Source organism: Acinetobacter sp. CE-15 (genome assembly GCF_051059255.1).
Taxonomy (GTDB): domain Bacteria; phylum Pseudomonadota; class Gammaproteobacteria; order Pseudomonadales; family Moraxellaceae; genus Acinetobacter; species Acinetobacter guillouiae.
The window spans coordinates 2,262,567-2,279,218 of record NZ_CP192737.1 but is presented as its reverse complement, the minus strand read 5'-3'; the positions used below and the strand labels follow the sequence as shown (position 1 = coordinate 2,279,218).

The window sequence follows — 16,652 nt, the reverse complement described above, 5'->3', positions numbered from 1 at the left end:
ATTTATATCACTTTTTGACGCGTTTGAAATATAAAAATTCATCATATTGCATAGTAATTCTACAATTGGCCCAAAAAAGGAAAACCCACCTGTTGAGAAGTGGGTTGACTGCATATTTACAGACTTTACGCTGATTATTCTTTTAACTTTCTGTGATTGTTATTTGATGCTTATTCTTGGTTTTTGTTGTTTTGTGCCGTCATTATGGCAAATAAATATGACAAGCTTATTTCAACTCAGCGCTCTTTTGATTTATTTTGTCTTTAATAAACCATATAAGCTAATATTATGATTTATATATAAAAATATCCGAAAAATAATTAAGTTCATGGCTCAATATGCTTATTTTTTGTTTGGTTTTCTTGCAAATTCTCTCAATTCACTTATAGTTAAATTATTGAATATAAATAATTAATTTAGAGCCATACCAATGCTTTTAAAACAATGTTGTGATCTGCTTGAAAGAAAGAATTTAACAGTCGCATTTATTGAAAGTGCAAGTTCTGGTTATTTATCCAGCCAATTTTCGATCTATAAAAACAGTGGTGCAGATATTTTATTAGGCGGTTTAGTTAGTTACGACCCCTCTATTAAAATTTCAATTTTACAAGTTGATCCATCCCTCATCGAAAAATATAGCGCTGAATCAGTTGAAGTCACGAAAGCAATGGCAGTTCAAGGGAAAAAACTCTTTAGCGCTGCAGATATCATTGTCAGTTGTACGGGCTTACTTAAACCTGGTGGTAGTGCTAGTATTGAAAAACCAGAAGGTACTTTTTTTATCTCAATCTATTATCAAAACACATTGTCGAATTTTAAATATTTTATTGAAGGTGAGCCGTTGACTCGTTTAAATCAATTAACTGAAAATGTTGCAAAGGAAATATTAAAAATCTTAAATTTTGTTTAAGATTTATGCTATGTCTTAACTGAAATACAAATTACTGAAATATTTAATTCACTTTTTAACTAAAAAGCGGTAAATTTTACATAGATTATCAACATATCAATAACACAAATGAACTTATTAGGAAGCGGTATGAAACTTCAATTTGCGGTAATTTCTTCTTTAGCATGTTTAACTTTGGCGGGTTGTGCTGGCTCTTATCCAGAAAGAGTTGTTACAAAAGGCCCTTTAATCTGTGAAGCAAATGAAGTTTGCCCTGAACTTTCTATGCGTTGGAAAGATGAAGTCCGTGATGGATTTAAAATCACAGCAGAAATTAACAATCCAACAAAATATGATATTACCCAATTTGTCTTTTTAGTGGATGGTCAGCCATATACATATTCAACCATTAACACGACACAATACGCGGGTACAATTTCATCAAACTCGATTAATGTTCCTGTCAGCTTTCTTAACTCATTCCGTAATGGTAAAGAAATTTCACTTAAATTGGTAACCAATCAGGGTGATGTTGAACGTTCAATCTTAAAGGCAGATGGTCAACAGTCTTCTGCGTATCTGACGTTCTTAAAGGGTTATACAGGTCAAATTGTTACTCAATAAGACTGAGCAAGTATAGATATAAAAAACCAGACAAAATGTCTGGTTTTTTTAACTCAAAATCTTTAACTTAAAATAATGAATCCAAGATCATTCAGCTAAATTTGTTGAGCAATAACTCTATTAAGTAAAAAACAAATCATTTGAAATTTACTCTAATAATTAAAGGTATTTCAAAACTAAAATACCCTCTCTTATCTCAAATATATTTGCTATTTAGGTTCAATTGGGGCAAATGGTGCAACCACATCCGCATTTTGTGCACGGTGACGCATAAAATGATCCATCAATACAATGGCAAGCATGGCTTCAGCAATAGGTGTCGCACGCACGCCCACACAAGGATCGTGACGACCTTTGGTCAGTACATCTGTATCTTCACGATCTAGATTAATGGTTTTCCCCGGTGTAGTAATACTTGCGGTTGGTTTTAACGCAATCGCTACACGGATGGTTTGGCCTGAAGAAATACCACCAAGAATACCACCAGCATGATTGGCTAAAAACCCATCTGTGCTAAGTTCATCACGCGTTTCATGGCCAAATTGTTCTGCAACGGCAAAACCATCACCAATTTCAACACCTTTCACCGCATTGATGGACATCATGGCATGGGCAATATCAGCATCTAAACGATCAAATACGGGTTCACCCCAACCTACAGGTACTTTTTCTGCAAGGATCTCAAGCTTTGCACCACAACTGGTCCCCTGTTCACGCAATGATGTCACCAGCGCTTCAAAACGTGGAACCGCATTGACATCACCACAGAAGAACGGATTATTCGGAACTTCATTCCAATCTAAAGCTTGTGCTTTTTCAGTACCAATTTGCGTCACATGTCCACGAATCACAATCGCAAATTTCTCAAAAAGAAATTTCTTTGCAATCGCACCCGCTGCCACACGCATCGCCGTTTCACGTGCACTTGAACGACCACCACCACGATAATCACGGAAACCATACTTTTGCGTATAGGTGTAATCTGCATGGCCTGGACGGAAAGTTTGCGCAATATTGCCATAATCTTTAGATTTTTGATCTGTATTACGGATCAATAAACCAATCGAAGTTCCTGTCGTTTTACCTTCAAAAACTCCAGAAATGATTTCAACCTCATCTGGCTCTTTACGCTGAGTGGCAAACTTAGACGTTCCCGGTTTACGACGATCTAAATCAATTTGTAAATCTTCAGCAGATAATTCAAGCCCCGGTGGCACACCATCAACAATTGCCATCAAGCCTACGCCGTGAGATTCACCACAAGTCGTTACACGGAAGAGTTGTCCAATACTGTTACCTGCCATGCTTACGACTCCTTAAGCTTGAATAGATTGAATAAATAAATCACGGAATGTACGACATTGTTCAGCAGTCAAAGCAAAAATACCTGTACCGCCTTTTTGGAACTGTAACCAGTAAAAATCAATGGTATTAAAATTCTGTTTCATTGCCCATTCTGAGTTACCTACTTCAATCACGATTAAACCGTCTTCAGTTAAATAATCAGCTGCTTGAGCCAACATTTTTCGAACTAAATCCAAACCATCTTGACCCGCAGCTAAAGCAAGTTCAGGTTCATGATGGAATTCATCCGGGAGATCTGCCATATCTTCGGCATCCACATATGGTGGATTCGAAACAATCAAATCATATTGATTTTCAGCTGGAATTTTGGCAAACAAATCTGACTCAAGCAAAGCCACCTGATATTGCTTATTGTGGTGCTCCGCATTAATAGAAGCCACTTCTAATGCTTCTTTAGAAATATCAGTTGCATCTACTTCTGAATCAGGGAATGCATATGCCAGCGCGATCGCAATACAACCTGAACCCGTACACATATCTAAGATACGTTGCGGTGTTTTTGGATTTGGGTTTTCAGGTAAATTATTCACGCCTGCACGTGTTTGTCCATTTTCATCTAAACAATAAGGTGCAAAACGGTTTTCGATCAATTCAGCAATCGGTGAACGAGGAATTAACACACGCTCATCAACATAGAATGGCTTACCAAAGAAATAAGAGAGGTTAAGTAAATAAGAGGTAGGAATTCTTTCATTTACACGACGTTCGAGTAAATTTAAAAACTCAGCTTTTTCACTTGGCAATAATTTTGAATCTAAAATTTCAGCATCCGCCTTCCATTCCAAAGAAAGCGTTTGTAAAACCAAGGCAGAACTTTCTGCGAAATAATCTTCTGTACCTTGACCCAAATGTGCATCGTATTGACGTAAAGCTGTAACCCCAAAACGAATAAAATCACGAATTGTTGATAGGTTTTCAGCAGCTTCCTGTAAATGTTCAGGGCTAATAGTCGGTCGATCCACTTAAGGTTTCTCCAAGGTCATATTTTTAAACGCCTTATGATACCTTGTTTTGCATGACATTTATAATGCTTTACGACAATTTACTTAGCAATTATTTTATAGCGCAATAAAGCACTATAAACGATAGCTTTGTTTCTCTAACATATTGGCTCTATTGACTGTTTGTTTGAGGGCACAATTGTAATACTTCATTTTATAATCATCAGAAACTGATTTATTCGACTCATCACACTGCTGATCTCGAAGTTTAAACCATTGTTTCTGATATTTCTTTTGAGCTTTCTGTTGCTTGTCTGTATACAGGTCCAGTGTCTGTTTAAATAATGATTTCAAACGATCATCTTGCTTACTCAACTCAGTTTTCATACAGCTGGCAAGTGTTGCCGAGCTTGAACCTGCCGAATTCATACAGCTTAAATAATCTGAGCTATAACCGATCGCCTGCGTGTGCATCGGCAATAATACCACTAAACTGATACCCCAATACTTTAAATACATCCAATTCCCCTATCCCAAAATCATTATTTTAATTCAAAAACTTTTAATCCAAAGAACTCAGGCACTGATTAGCAACAATCGCCTATGTAAAAGAGTGTAAAAGATTTGAAACTAAATACAATCATTGCAGATAAATTATTGTTAAAACTTGATTTAAAACAATCAGCTTTGTTTTGCCATATCACTCGTTTTTTAGGTTTATTTTCAAGCCTATTGTTGTATGTTTTTAAAACAAATCAATCTGCTTGGTTATAAAATATAAACTTATTTGTGGCAAAATTGCTGAGATTGAGCACTTAACTTGAAATTGGGTCATTTCACCTTTATATATACAACAAGTTTTTAAATATTTATGAATTTAGTCAATTTATGAGCTACAAACATAATAACCTCATGGCGATGCGTCAGTCATGGTGGGATGATGAATCCACTCCAAATGTCAAAATTGAAAAGCAATTTTTTCAACAAACTCTCACTGAACAAGGTGTTTACGAAGCACCTTCTCTAGACGATGTAAAATATTTTTTCTTTAGCTTGCCCAGCATTATCATTGTTAAAGGCTATGCACTGGGCTTTACTAATCAAAGCGTTAAAGATCTGATCATTCATTACATTGCTTCAAATAAGCAGGGTTTAATACTCCGCAAAGAGCTTAAAATCCAATTTAGAATGTAAATTTTAATATTGCTTAGGCTATTTTGATGGAATTAATTTAATTCCCCCATTCAGCGAATTGAACTGTTTAAATACAGTTATTCCATGTAATATTCCTTACAATTAGTCATCTTTTTATCTTTTCGAATCTCTTATAAAGGATTTTATCTTCATGTCAGATCAGAACGAAAAGCTCAAACAGTTAAAAACCTCATCAATGGATCGTCGCTTATCAATTGCAAAAGCATCATTATTGGCAGGTACACGCTGGGCAGCTTCAAGTGCGAGTTCAATCTTTTCAAGTGAAGAAGAAAAAGAAAAAAAACGTAAACAAGCTATGAAAGAACAAGCCAATTATCTTGTTCAAGAAATTGGCAAGCTAAAAGGTTCAATTGTTAAAATCGGTCAAATGATGGCGCTTTATGGCGAGCATTTTTTACCTGAAGAAATTACTCAAGCATTAAACACTCTCAATAATCAAACAGTTGCCCTTGCATGGCCTGCGATTAAAGAGCAATTGGTCAATCAATTGGGTTCAAAACTCAACGATCTCACCATTGATCATGAGCCGATTGGTACCGCTTCTCTGGCTCAGGTTCACCGCGCAACACGTAAGTCAGATGGATTAGAGTTGGTTCTTAAAATCCAATATCCAGGTGTAGCCGACGCCATAGACTCAGATATGAGCCTATTTCGAAATATGCTTAAATTGACACGTATGGTGCCACAAACCCGTGAGTTCGATCAGTGGTTTGATGAAGTGCGTGAAATGATGCATCGTGAAGTTGATTATAAAGTAGAAGCGGCAACAACCCGCCGTTTTGGCCAGCGACTTAAAGAAGATCCACGTTATGGCGTGCCACAAATTATTGATGACTATTGTACCAATCAAGTCCTGTGTATGACCTTTGAACGTGGTGTACCCATCAACAGCCCTGTCATGCTGTCTTTACCACAAGAACGACGTAATCTTTTAGGTGAAGCATCACTTGAAATCGCAGTTCGTGAATTGTTTGAATGGGGCGAAATGCAAACCGACCCGAACTTTGGCAATTACCTTGTTCGTTTGGGCAATGGTGAAGAGATAAAAGATAAAATTATTTTGTTAGATTTTGGCGCTATACGTCAATTCGATGACCAATTACTTCGCGTAGCTTGTAATTTAATCAAAGCGGGTTATAACCACGATGCTGAAGCAATGGTCAATGCCATGTCGGGCTATGAGTTCTTTGATGCCATGCCTTTAAGCATTAAACCCGATATGGCAAAAGTATTTTTATTGGCAACAGAAGCATTTAGTACACCTTTAAATAACCCAGATTTACCTGCTGGCGTGATGGATCAACATAACCGTTATGACTGGAAAAAAAGCCAGCTACATAGCCGTGTGATGCAACGTGCTTCAAAATCAATGGCTTCACGTTACTTCAGTATTCCACCAAAAGAATTTATGTTTATCAGTCGTAAATTTATAGGTGCTTATACATTTATGACGGTGATTGAAGCAAAGACCAATGTTCGTAAAATGATTGTACCTTTTGTTTAATCTTTTTAGTTTTCATACAGGTTAAACGAGATTGTAAACGTTTTAAAAATGTCACTTTTACCAATACCCAACAAATGTTGGGTTTTTTTATTTAAAAATAAACAATAAAAATCAAAATATTAATAACAAATATATCATCTACTCTACCATTCATCTAAGGTCAATCACTTTGTCAGCTTTGACATAGTTTTTTATTTTTATGCATGTCAGGATTGTTGTATACCGACACTAAAATACAGGGACTTCGGCATGACCAATATGGTAAATAAAGCTCAAGGTTTGGGTTTAAATCTAATTACAAAAATTGCAGGTAGTGATTTACTTGATCAGTTTAAATTGCGCAAATTTATCGAAAGATCACTTTATCAAGGTTCTAAAGCTGGTTTTAAAACCTTAAGTGCAACACAAAAAGCATTTAAATCAGATTCAAATGTAACCAAACAACGTCTGCCCAATCAGCAAAAGTCCCTATTTGATCTGAGTTTGACTGAAGAACAGCAAATGACGGTGGATGCCATGGATCAATTTGCGTCCGAAGTACTTTATCAACTGGCCCATAAAGCGGATCACGACGAAAAGTTTCCAGTTGAGCTTTGGCAACACAGTACCGATTTAGGTCTAAATTATTATGCACTGCCTGAAGCTTTAGGCGGTATTGCATCTGAAAAAAATATTGTGAGTAATATTTTAATTGCCGAACGCTTGGCTAAAGGTGATTTTTCACTTGCTGCAGGTCTGCTCTCTACTTTTAGTGTCATCAATGCAATCACACAATGGGGTTCTGAAAAAGTTCAATCTGTTTATTTAGCAAATTTTGCCAATGATACCGATATTCAAGCCACTTTTGCGGTACAAGAAGCAACCCCAGCATTTAATCCCTTACGCTTAAAAACCAAAGCGACTGCCAACAATGGACAATTCAGCATTACTGGAGAAAAAACTTTAGTGCTATTAGGTGCAACAGCAGATTTATTCCTTGTTAGTGCAGACTTTAAGGGTCAAGCGGACGTTTTCGTTGTAAAGCGAGACCCAAGTATTACAGTGAAAAAATCACCGGCAATGGGTTTAAAAGCAACTGAAACGGTAACTTTGAAGTTTGACAATACCCCTGCCCAACGTCTAGGTGACGACGATTTTAATTACCCTGCATTTTTAGATTTAGGCAATCTAATGTGGTGTGCAATGGCTGTTGGTAGCTGCGAAGCGGTTAAAGAATACAGCATCAAATATGCCAATGAACGTACTGCATTTGGTGAGCCTATCTCACACCGTCAAAGCGTGGCATTTATGATCGCAGATATGGCGATTGAAATTGATGCAATGCGTATGCTGATTTTAAATGCTGCCAGTCTTGCAGAAGCCGGACAACCCTTCCATAGGGAAGCGTATTTAGCCCGTCTACTTTGTGCAGAAAAATCCATGAAAATTGCGACAGATGGTGTGCAAATTTTAGGTGGCCATGGTTTTACCAAGGAACATCCAGCTGAGCGTTGGTACCGCGACTTACGTGCAACAGCCATTCTACATTCTGGCTTACACGCTTAACTTAGAAGATAAAGGATAAAAATCATGAATTTACAAAATCCAAAAAAATTCCAGATGCTTTTAGACCAAGCACACGAAACAGCATTAAATGTTTTGCGCCCAATTTCTCGTAAATACGACAAAGCAGAACATGCCTATCCTAAAGAACTCGATATGCTGGCTTCTTTACTGGATGGTATGAACGACGGTGGTGATGGGCTCAATGCTGGCGCTGCAATCAATAAACGTGGCGATATCGACAGCAATAATAAAAATGGCACCAATATGTCGACTGCCTTGGGTGTGATCGAAATGTGTTATGGTGATACAGGCCTATTGCTGACCATGCCTCGTCAAGGGCTGGGCAATTCAGCGATTGCGGCAGTCGCCAATGATGAACAGCTGGAACGTTTTAAAGGGACGTGGGCTGCGATGGCCATTACTGAACCTGGTTGTGGTTCTGACTCTGCTGCGATTCGTACAACCGCAACCAAAGATGGTGATGATTACATTCTGAACGGTGAAAAAATATTTGTCACTTCTGGAGAACGCGCTGACTCGGTTGTGGTTTGGGCAACTTTAGATAAGAAATTGGGCCGTGCTGCAATTAAATCTTTTGTTGTACCTAAAGGTACACCCGGCATGAAAGTTGAACGCCTTGAACATAAACTTGGTATTAAGGCATCGGATACAGCGGCAATTAGTTTTATAGACTGCCGTGTCCCTGGAGCAAACTTACTCGGCAATGCAGAAATTGATGTAGCCAAAGGTTTTGCAGGGGTGATGGAAACCTTTGATAATACCCGTCCACTTGTTGCAGCCATGGCAGTGGGCTGTGCCAAAGCGTCTTTAGAACGGATTAAAGAAATCTTTAAAGATGAACTAGATCCCGATTATGCTACTCCATATTTGCAAACATCCAATTTGGCTGCACAAATCTATCGGATGGAGGCAGAATGGGAAGCTGCACGCTTACTCACCATAAAAGCCACATGGATGGCAGATAACAAAAAACCAAACTCTCGCGAAGCTTCTATCGCCAAAGCTAAAGCTGGACGTATTTGTAATGAAATCACTTTAAAATGCGTAGAGTTGGCTGCCAGTGTGGGTTATAACGAAGATGAATTATTAGAAAAATGGGCGCGTGATTCAAAAATTCTAGATATTTTTGAGGGAACACAACAGATTCAACAGCTGATCATTGCCCGTCGAGAATTGGGTAAATCTTCGAGTGAATTAAAATAGTATTGCAGCAAAACATGTAAATTTACTTAGGGTTTGTTGGCATTTCATAACTAGACGAATTGTCAACAGCCCCTATACTGTTATTCAAGTGGTAAAGTTTTGATCAGTTGAATTTTTAACTGATCACAAAAGGTAGAATTTTTGTTATAAAAATTCTACCTTTTTTATTTTCATTTACTTATGTACCAAATTAAAACGATACAAATACAAGACAATCCGTCGATCGCACAAGTTATTCGTGAAGTATCTAAAGAATTTGGCTTAGCACCTGAATCAGGCTTTGCTGTAGCTGACCCGATTTTGGATGATTTATATCAGGTATATGCTCAACCCAATGCCCAATATTGGATTATTGAGGATGCAAATGGTCGCGTTGTTGGTGGCGGAGGTCTTTCACCATTACAAGGTGATGCAACTGTTTTAGAGATTCAAAAGATGTATTTTTTGCCTGAACTTCGTGGTTTAGGATTTGCTAAGAAAATTTTAGAAAAGTGTTTTGAATTTGCACAACAGCAAGGCTTTCAGTCTTGTTATTTAGAAACCACTCAAGATCTCTGGCAAGCCATTAAACTTTATGAAAAGTTAGGCTTTAAACATTTATCACAGCCTAAAGGTAATACTGGTCATAGTCATGTTTGTGAAGTTTGGATGCTTAAAACATTGCTTTAATGCGTCATAAGCTTGCTCAATTCACTTTGGTCGTATTTTCATTACTTTCAGGACATTACACAATGTTATTATGATCTAAATCACTCGATATTTTGAGTGATATTTCAATACGACTTAAAAAAATGGATGATTGGCAAAACAGTCATTGAAATTGCTTAATGGTGATTTACAATGAAAAAGTTTAGATAATTTAATTTTTATGCGTAGAACATCATTATTTATGAGTATTGTGTGAAATTAAGGGAATGTATAAACAATGTTGTATTTGGAAGATTTAAATATTGGTGATCATTTTAAAAGTCGTGAATACGAAATGACTTTGGATGAGGTTTTAGAGTTTGCACATAAGTATGATCCGCAAGTTTTCCATACTGATGCTGAAAAAGCCAAAGATCACCCGATTTTTAAAGGACTTGCTGCAAGTGGATGGCATACCTCTGCGGTCACCATGCGTCTTTGGACAGAATGCTTCCCTGTTGCTTATGGCTTAATTGGTTCAGAATCAAGTTTAAGATGGCCCAAACCCACGCGTGTGGGCGATAAAATACATGTTGATGTCGAAATTGTATCTATCCAGCCGTCTAAAACCAAAAATGATCGCGCAATTGTGACCTATGTAACACAAGCAAAAAATCAAGATGATGATGTATTGCTGATTTCAACCACTAAAATTGTGGTATTTAAGCGCAATTTTGATGCACATTAATCCTAAATTTGTCTTACAATATTTAAGGGTTTTTCCATATCATGACAATATGATGAAACAAGTAAAAACAATGTTCAGAGCAATGGAAAGCACATGAAAACAGTCTCAGCTCGCCAAGATCAGGGAATTCCTGGTGTTTATGGACTATTATTATTAGATATTGTTTCTCGTTGGGGATATAGCGCAGAAACACTGTTCGCACCCTTTAATTTTACCAGCGAACAGTTAGCAGATCCTGAGTGTCGGATTCCAACACCGCTTGCCAATGAATTGATTAAACACGCATTAAAACTTACAGGTGAAAGCACCTTAGGTTTTCATCTTGGTACACAAATGCGTATCTCCATTCATGGCTTTATTGGTTATGCCATCATGACAGCACACGATATTACCGATGCGCTTGTCTTAGCCAACCGTTTTATCCAGTTGCGTATGCCCTTTCTACAATTGTATTTTTCTACTTTTGGTGAAAAAGCCACACTTCAATTGCAATGTGATATCGAAATCGAACCTTTGCGCACAGAAATTGTGATGGGGCTAACCTTTGGTATTATGACCATGGCAAAAGCCTTAACTGGTATTGATTATTTGCATGGCGATATCGATTTTGATTTTCCCAAGCCTGATGGTTTTGACAAATACATCGAGAAACTGGCAAAGCAATACAATATGCGTTTTGAACAGCCACATCTCATTGCAAGTTTTGACAAATCCTACTTGGGCTTAAAAATGGTCAATGCTGACCCGATTGCCAGTCAAATTGCGATTAATCAATGTGAAGCAGAACTTTCAGCTTTGGGTGAAAGACGTCGTTTGGCAATGCGTGTACGCGATATCTTGACCCATTCGGAACAGCATTATTTAAGTATTGAAAATGTCGCAGATCGTCTGCATATGTCAGACCGTACGTTAAAGCGTCAGTTGGCTGCCGAAGGTACTTCTTTCTCTACACTGGTAGATGAAGTACGTTATCGCCATGCCACATCGTTACTTTCCCGTACTGACTATACACTGGAACAAATTGCAGATGAACTCGGTTATAGTGATGTTGCAAACTTTAGTCGTGCATTTAAACGCTGGAGTGGTCGTAGCCCAAGTAGTTGGCGCAAAGACCCATACTTATAATGTGATTTATCACGATTATTTGTTTCGATGAATAAGTTTATCAGTATCTCTGCTTTCTGTTTTGATTAAAAAACCTGTATAACTCGTGCCAAAAATAAATTGATTAATGGAGTCATTATGAATCATCCTTCAGATTTGAAATATGCAGCTACACATGAATGGGTAAAAATTGAAGGTGATCTTGTGATTACTGGTATTTCTGACCATGCTCAAGATGCTTTAGGCGACTTAGTCTACGTTGAAGCGCCTGAAGTGGGTAGCCATGTGGTTGCTGGCGCTCAGGCTGGTGTAGTTGAATCCGTTAAAACAGCATCTGATATTCATGCGCCTGTTTCGGGTGAAGTTGTAGAAGTGAATACTGCCCTTGAAGATGATCCAGATTTTGTGAATGACGACCCGTATGGCAAAGGTTGGATTTATAAGATTAAACCAGACAATATTGCAGATGTTGAAAAGTTACTCAGCAATAGCGAATATGAAGCTGGGCTTTAATTTTTAAAATTCTAATGCTTAAAAATAATGTTTAAACACAAAAAGATCAGATGAGTCTGATCTTTTTGTTTTCCAAATTTTAATTACTTAATTTGTTATTTTCTTAAATCTAATTTAGTTAGTACTGGATACCCTATAAAACAACCATTTGCCCAACCGCTAATTATCGTCTGTGCATGGAAAGCAGAAAGAAGTGCTGCATGCATTTCTTTAAACATGTAATGATTCTTTATTCACTTTTTAAAAGTACTAAAACTTTGTTTAATTGTTGAGTAATTTGACTTTCATCATTCATATATTCACCACCTCCAGGTCTATATGATGCTAAAAATAAAATTGTTTCAGTAATTAATTCATCTTTAATAATTAAATTTTCCAAAAGAACTTCAATCTCTTGAGTGTTTTTTAGTGAGATATCATCTTTGTTAACAAACTTTTCAATTTTATCAATTAATTGATTGTAATCCATATTACTTAACCCACGAATTAACAAATACAGGAATTCAATTTCTAGCCACTTTTATTTAGTCTTCTTAAATTATTTTTTTAATATTGACTCAATAAACGGTAAAAGCACTAAAAAAATTAAAATAAAAACAGAAGAATAATTAATTTTTTTACTACCTCCCTGCCTTCAACGTAAGAAAAATAATCACACACAATAACCCATAATATTTTTAAAAAAATAGAAAAAAATATGCTAGTCCAAATTAAAATTCCAGTTACCCAATCATTCTCAACCCTTATAACATATTGACTATATACATAGACAGATACAGGGAATAATAATATTAAAAAAATAGTTATTGATATTAGAATATTCAATATACTGAAAATTCGATTCATTTATCTTAAACCTTGTTTGTAAAGATATTCTGCTAATTGTAGGCTCTGTTGATGACCCTTTTTGATTCTTAGATTCATAACAAAAGCAGTATGTATTATTTCATTTGTGGTAGTACTGTCCTCAATGAGGGATAAACCATTATTTTTGTATAGAATAGACCTTAATTATTCGTAATCAAAAAAAAATTCTATACATGGCAACAATTTATTAATTAATTTACAATATGCTTTTATATTCGCATATTCCATACTAATAAAGGCTATGTATTCAGAAAAACATTGTAATAATTCCCTATAATCACTAATGAAATTTTCTTGAATTTTTTAAATTACTCATATATCACCCTATTAATAAGTGTAAATTAAATAATTAATCAATTTTAAAGAAACCTTATTTCACTAAATATTTTAGAATAAAATATAAAGTTAATTTATCTCTATATTCCTTATTAAATAATTAAAATTTAAACCATGGATGTATTTTACTCCTTCTTATATATTCTCGATCTACCTTATCAATTTTTATTTCAGTAGGTATGTAATTATAAAACTCTTCAATTTTCCAGTTACATGTTTCCAATCTTTCTCTCAAACCCATTGGTAATTCACTAATTCTCAAAATAACCAACACCATTTTCTTCTCAGATAATATTCATATTTTTGACAGTGCACATGGTGTTACACCAATAAAATAAACTTTTTCATCATTTAAAATTAATAATATATCTTTTACATTTTTATACTCCAGGCTACCATATAAAAAGTTATTATTATTTTTCATTAATCCACATCCACTTAATATAATAGATAAAAATATTAATATGAAATACATACCGAACACCATTTACTTTATCTTCTTCAAGATTACATTTATAATTGGTAAGAAAAATAAAAACAAAAAAATAAAAAAAACATAATAGTTAACAAATTTAACATATCTCTTTGAAATAAATATTTCATTTCTAAAAAAAATTATTTTTATAACAAATGAAAACAAATAAACAAAACCAGTTAAAATTAAGAAAATCCAAATAATCACTCCTAAAAACCAATCATTTTCAAGTTTTAAAATAAACTGACTTTTAATATAGCAATATAAAGGATATGTTATTAAGATAAAAGTTAATGTAGATTTAAAAAAATCTATACTAGCAAATACTATCTTCTTCTTCATCTAAATTTTTCCTATTAAAGTACTCTGTTAGATAACCTTAGAACTAAAAAATAAATCTGAAATTTTCAGTTAAGAAAAAGATCATATTATCTTAAGCCTTGTCTATAAAGATATCCTGCTAATTGCAGTCTCTGTTGATGAGCCTCCTTGATTATTAGGCTCATAATAAAATTAACTACTTAAATAAAACCATAACTCACAAACCAATTTTCTAATTTTTTATTAGTTCATCCGATTTAAAATCTTGAAATTTATATTTTTTTAGTACCTGTGATAACTCTACTAAAAGCGTTTTACAAATTTGAGTGATTCTTTGTTCGAATGTCATATTATTAAATAGATCATAATCCAACATAATATCCATGTACAAGACTTTTTCTTTTTTTGATAACCGTAATCGTTTTTTAAAAACAATTTCAGGTTTACGACACATTAATATAATTACTATTCCATTTAAATCACTACCATAATTCTCAGATGTAATATATTTATTAAATCCATTTGAAGTAATTTTTTGCTTTGCTATTAAAATTCCTGATTCAGAGTCAGTATCAGATAGTAATTGAAATTTAAACATGATTATTTAAATCGGGTCAGTCAAACAATCATTAATATAATATTTCCATTCAACATTACCTCTAGGCAACCAAATAACAACAGTTTCCTTATCCATTAAAGCAGAATGAATTGTAGTAATTTCCTCCAAAGACTCGCATACGACTTTAATTATATCTTTAGGTTTTAATAAAAACTCATCAGCAAGAGGCTCAACAATTACAGTAATTTCAAATGTAGATTCATTCATAAACTCAATATTAATTGTCTTCATTACCATTTATCCAAAATTCATTGTATGAATCTCATTATGAGTAAGATATCATTACTTATCCTTAAATATCATATTCTAACCACTCAGCCATATCATCAATAACGTGCTTAAGCCATTCCCAAAATGAATTAAATGATTGCAATATAGTATATCCATCATTTGTCCATCCTTGTATGAGATCAACACCTAATACCTCTCCTTCTAAATTATAGACAAAGCATGCTAATTCATCATTATCTTGCCTTTTTGCGAAAGCTATTCTGTTAAAACAATCAGTAGTGCCCCACTTATCGTTTAAATTAAATTGATGTTCTTTTGGCAGATACAACCATGGCTGTAATGCACCAAATGTTTCATACGAAATCAAATTTCTTTCTAACAACCAATAATAACCTTTTGGAAAATTAATGTTCATTTTATCTCTTCAATTTTTGGTTTTAGGTAATCTAGGAGGCGTTACAGTTCCTTGCGGAGCTAAAGGTGGTCTTTGATTTGCAGTTCTAAAAATTACCGCTTCGCCCCATGTTGTAGCATTTCCAAACCTTCCTATCATACTTTGTGGTAAAAGTTCATTAGGAGTCCTTATTATAGCAGGAATACTTTTTATACCTTGCTCAAGTGCTACTGCTGCACGCGTATGGTCAAGTGTTACTAAACCGTATGGATATTGCACAACATCTATTGGAGGTCCTTTATATCCATTTATAGACATACTTTCACGTAAAATATCAGCTCTTCCATTCCCTCCTGCTGATCGTTGAGTCCAAAGTAATTTTGCTGGATCAATATTTGTAATGCTCCTAGATAGCACTAGAGGAGATATAGAAGCACTATTTTGTGCAATATTATAGTATGTTAGCTCAGCAACACCCATTGAAGCTAGCCTTGCTTGAAATAGTAATGAACTTAGTCCATATCCGGCAAGAGCCGCATCGCCAATTCCACTTGGCGGGATGTTATTAGCATTCGGTATATCTGATCTAAAATTATCTGCAACCCAAAGCACTAAAGGAACAAATGCTAATAACTGTACAGCTTCTCCACTTGAATCACTAAATGTATAACTATCATTCCAAGCATAATGGTATCTATTTAATTGCCCATCACCATTAATAATAAATGTCACTGGATCAGGCTGATAAAATCTTCCTAATACTGGGTTATAGTGACGTTGCTTTAAATAAACCAAATCATCAGCATCTTGAACCCCTCCAACAAAAGCATTGGGATTCTTTAAATTGCTTGGTTTCTTATATTGCAGTTGTTGACCAAAAGGCGCGTATTGATAAGACTGACTAACCACGCCCTGTTCATTGATCACTTTTAAGGTTGAACCATCAAAGTTCTGAACATGATATTGAATCCGATCCTTAGCCAGCGTGAGCTGACTAAGAACAAGGAAGAGACTTAATACAATCAATTGAACTGTTATCAACCAGATCTTATTTGACTGCATATTGTTATTTTTCATTAGATTTTTCATTTTTGTTTTCATGATTTATCC

At 35.1% G+C, this 16,652-nt stretch carries 18 protein-coding genes; 10 read left to right on the top strand and 8 right to left on the bottom strand.

The window, feature by feature from the left end; all coding sequences use genetic code 11:
- Positions 1-430: 430 nt before the first annotated feature.
- Positions 431-910, top strand: a complete 480-nt coding sequence (locus ACQ7EO_RS10525; RefSeq protein WP_034616588.1) for a CinA family protein — start codon at positions 431-433, stop codon at positions 908-910.
- Positions 911-1,039: 129 nt separating this feature from the next.
- Positions 1,040-1,513 (top strand): hypothetical protein, encoded by a 474-nt coding sequence (locus ACQ7EO_RS10520; protein ID WP_434279553.1) that lies wholly within the window; start codon positions 1,040-1,042, stop codon positions 1,511-1,513.
- A 209-nt stretch (positions 1,514-1,722) separates the two neighbouring features.
- Here ACQ7EO_RS10520 and aroC read toward each other — a convergent pair whose 3' ends face one another.
- The 3 genes from aroC to ACQ7EO_RS10505 form a co-directional block, all read right to left on the bottom strand.
- A complete protein-coding gene (gene aroC, locus ACQ7EO_RS10515; protein ID WP_004720277.1) occupies positions 1,723-2,817 on the bottom strand; it encodes a chorismate synthase in 1,095 nt (364 codons plus the stop codon).
- A 12-nt stretch (positions 2,818-2,829) separates the two neighbouring features.
- Positions 2,830-3,840: a 50S ribosomal protein L3 N(5)-glutamine methyltransferase gene (prmB, locus tag ACQ7EO_RS10510; protein ID WP_004720275.1), complete on the bottom strand. Its 1,011-nt coding sequence runs from the start codon at positions 3,838-3,840 to the stop codon at positions 2,830-2,832.
- A 114-nt stretch (positions 3,841-3,954) separates the two neighbouring features.
- Entirely contained in the window at positions 3,955-4,338 is a 384-nt protein-coding gene (locus tag ACQ7EO_RS10505) for a lysozyme inhibitor LprI family protein (RefSeq protein ID WP_004720273.1), read from the bottom strand.
- Between the two features lie 369 nt (positions 4,339-4,707).
- Between ACQ7EO_RS10505 and ACQ7EO_RS10500 the strand changes: the two genes are divergently transcribed.
- The 8 genes from ACQ7EO_RS10500 to gcvH all read left to right on the top strand — a co-directional run bounded on the left by ACQ7EO_RS10500 (position 4,708) and on the right by gcvH (position 12,299).
- Complete coding sequence (locus tag ACQ7EO_RS10500) at positions 4,708-5,013, top strand: hypothetical protein (RefSeq protein WP_034616582.1); 306 nt, start codon at positions 4,708-4,710, stop codon at positions 5,011-5,013.
- Positions 5,014-5,164: 151 nt separating this feature from the next.
- Positions 5,165-6,538 carry an ABC1 kinase family protein gene (locus ACQ7EO_RS10495; RefSeq protein WP_434279552.1) on the top strand — a complete coding sequence of 458 codons (1,374 nt, stop codon included), beginning with the start codon at positions 5,165-5,167 and terminating at the stop codon, positions 6,536-6,538.
- Positions 6,539-6,796: 258 nt separating this feature from the next.
- Positions 6,797-8,083 carry an acyl-CoA dehydrogenase family protein gene (locus ACQ7EO_RS10490; protein WP_434279611.1) on the top strand — a complete coding sequence of 429 codons (1,287 nt, stop codon included), beginning with the start codon at positions 6,797-6,799 and terminating at the stop codon, positions 8,081-8,083.
- Positions 8,084-8,107: 24 nt separating this feature from the next.
- Positions 8,108-9,307: an acyl-CoA dehydrogenase family protein gene (locus ACQ7EO_RS10485; protein ID WP_419354925.1), complete on the top strand. Its 1,200-nt coding sequence runs from the start codon at positions 8,108-8,110 to the stop codon at positions 9,305-9,307.
- A gap of 180 nt (positions 9,308-9,487) precedes the next feature.
- The gene (locus ACQ7EO_RS10480; RefSeq protein ID WP_434279551.1) at positions 9,488-9,976 is read left to right on the top strand and encodes a GNAT family N-acetyltransferase; all 489 of its coding nucleotides are present in this window, start codon (positions 9,488-9,490) and stop codon (positions 9,974-9,976) included.
- Between the two features lie 256 nt (positions 9,977-10,232).
- Entirely contained in the window at positions 10,233-10,682 is a 450-nt protein-coding gene (locus ACQ7EO_RS10475) for a MaoC family dehydratase (protein WP_004720258.1), read from the top strand.
- A gap of 93 nt (positions 10,683-10,775) precedes the next feature.
- Positions 10,776-11,807 carry an AraC family transcriptional regulator gene (locus ACQ7EO_RS10470; protein ID WP_004720255.1) on the top strand — a complete coding sequence of 344 codons (1,032 nt, stop codon included), beginning with the start codon at positions 10,776-10,778 and terminating at the stop codon, positions 11,805-11,807.
- Positions 11,808-11,924: 117 nt separating this feature from the next.
- A complete protein-coding gene (gcvH, locus tag ACQ7EO_RS10465) occupies positions 11,925-12,299 on the top strand; it encodes a glycine cleavage system protein GcvH (protein ID WP_004720254.1) in 375 nt (124 codons plus the stop codon).
- A 229-nt stretch (positions 12,300-12,528) separates the two neighbouring features.
- On the opposite strand, the gene ACQ7EO_RS10460 is transcribed toward gcvH, so the two are convergent.
- The 5 genes from ACQ7EO_RS10460 to ACQ7EO_RS10440 form a co-directional block, all read right to left on the bottom strand.
- Positions 12,529-12,768: a hypothetical protein gene (locus ACQ7EO_RS10460; protein ID WP_434279550.1), complete on the bottom strand. Its 240-nt coding sequence runs from the start codon at positions 12,766-12,768 to the stop codon at positions 12,529-12,531.
- 1,762 nt (positions 12,769-14,530) lie between these two features.
- Positions 14,531-14,896, bottom strand: a complete 366-nt coding sequence (locus tag ACQ7EO_RS10455; protein ID WP_434279549.1) for a hypothetical protein — start codon at positions 14,894-14,896, stop codon at positions 14,531-14,533.
- A gap of 6 nt (positions 14,897-14,902) precedes the next feature.
- A complete protein-coding gene (locus tag ACQ7EO_RS10450; RefSeq protein ID WP_434279548.1) occupies positions 14,903-15,148 on the bottom strand; it encodes a hypothetical protein in 246 nt (81 codons plus the stop codon).
- Between the two features lie 61 nt (positions 15,149-15,209).
- The gene (locus ACQ7EO_RS10445) at positions 15,210-15,563 is read right to left on the bottom strand and encodes a hypothetical protein (protein ID WP_434279547.1); all 354 of its coding nucleotides are present in this window, start codon (positions 15,561-15,563) and stop codon (positions 15,210-15,212) included.
- Positions 15,564-15,572: 9 nt separating this feature from the next.
- Entirely contained in the window at positions 15,573-16,643 is a 1,071-nt protein-coding gene (locus tag ACQ7EO_RS10440) for an RHS repeat-associated core domain-containing protein (protein ID WP_434279546.1), read from the bottom strand.
- Positions 16,644-16,652: the final 9 nt, after the last annotated feature.

Coding starts and splice junctions, on each gene's coding strand:
- ACQ7EO_RS10525 (WP_034616588.1), top strand. CDS start 431: ATGCTTTTAAAACAATGTTGTGATCTGCTTGAAAGAAAGAATTTAACA.
- ACQ7EO_RS10520 (WP_434279553.1), top strand. CDS start 1,040: ATGAAACTTCAATTTGCGGTAATTTCTTCTTTAGCATGTTTAACTTTG.
- aroC (WP_004720277.1), bottom strand. CDS start 2,817: ATGGCAGGTAACAGTATTGGACAACTCTTCCGTGTAACGACTTGTGGT.
- ACQ7EO_RS10505 (WP_004720273.1), bottom strand. CDS start 4,338: ATGTATTTAAAGTATTGGGGTATCAGTTTAGTGGTATTATTGCCGATG.
- ACQ7EO_RS10500 (WP_034616582.1), top strand. CDS start 4,708: ATGAGCTACAAACATAATAACCTCATGGCGATGCGTCAGTCATGGTGG.
- ACQ7EO_RS10495 (WP_434279552.1), top strand. CDS start 5,165: ATGTCAGATCAGAACGAAAAGCTCAAACAGTTAAAAACCTCATCAATG.
- ACQ7EO_RS10490 (WP_434279611.1), top strand. CDS start 6,797: ATGGTAAATAAAGCTCAAGGTTTGGGTTTAAATCTAATTACAAAAATT.
- ACQ7EO_RS10485 (WP_419354925.1), top strand. CDS start 8,108: ATGAATTTACAAAATCCAAAAAAATTCCAGATGCTTTTAGACCAAGCA.
- ACQ7EO_RS10480 (WP_434279551.1), top strand. CDS start 9,488: ATGTACCAAATTAAAACGATACAAATACAAGACAATCCGTCGATCGCA.
- ACQ7EO_RS10475 (WP_004720258.1), top strand. CDS start 10,233: ATGTTGTATTTGGAAGATTTAAATATTGGTGATCATTTTAAAAGTCGT.
- ACQ7EO_RS10470 (WP_004720255.1), top strand. CDS start 10,776: ATGAAAACAGTCTCAGCTCGCCAAGATCAGGGAATTCCTGGTGTTTAT.
- gcvH (WP_004720254.1), top strand. CDS start 11,925: ATGAATCATCCTTCAGATTTGAAATATGCAGCTACACATGAATGGGTA.
- ACQ7EO_RS10460 (WP_434279550.1), bottom strand. CDS start 12,768: ATGGATTACAATCAATTAATTGATAAAATTGAAAAGTTTGTTAACAAA.
- ACQ7EO_RS10455 (WP_434279549.1), bottom strand. CDS start 14,896: ATGTTTAAATTTCAATTACTATCTGATACTGACTCTGAATCAGGAATT.
- ACQ7EO_RS10450 (WP_434279548.1), bottom strand. CDS start 15,148: ATGAAGACAATTAATATTGAGTTTATGAATGAATCTACATTTGAAATT.
- ACQ7EO_RS10445 (WP_434279547.1), bottom strand. CDS start 15,563: ATGAACATTAATTTTCCAAAAGGTTATTATTGGTTGTTAGAAAGAAAT.
- ACQ7EO_RS10440 (WP_434279546.1), bottom strand. CDS start 16,643: ATGAAAACAAAAATGAAAAATCTAATGAAAAATAACAATATGCAGTCA.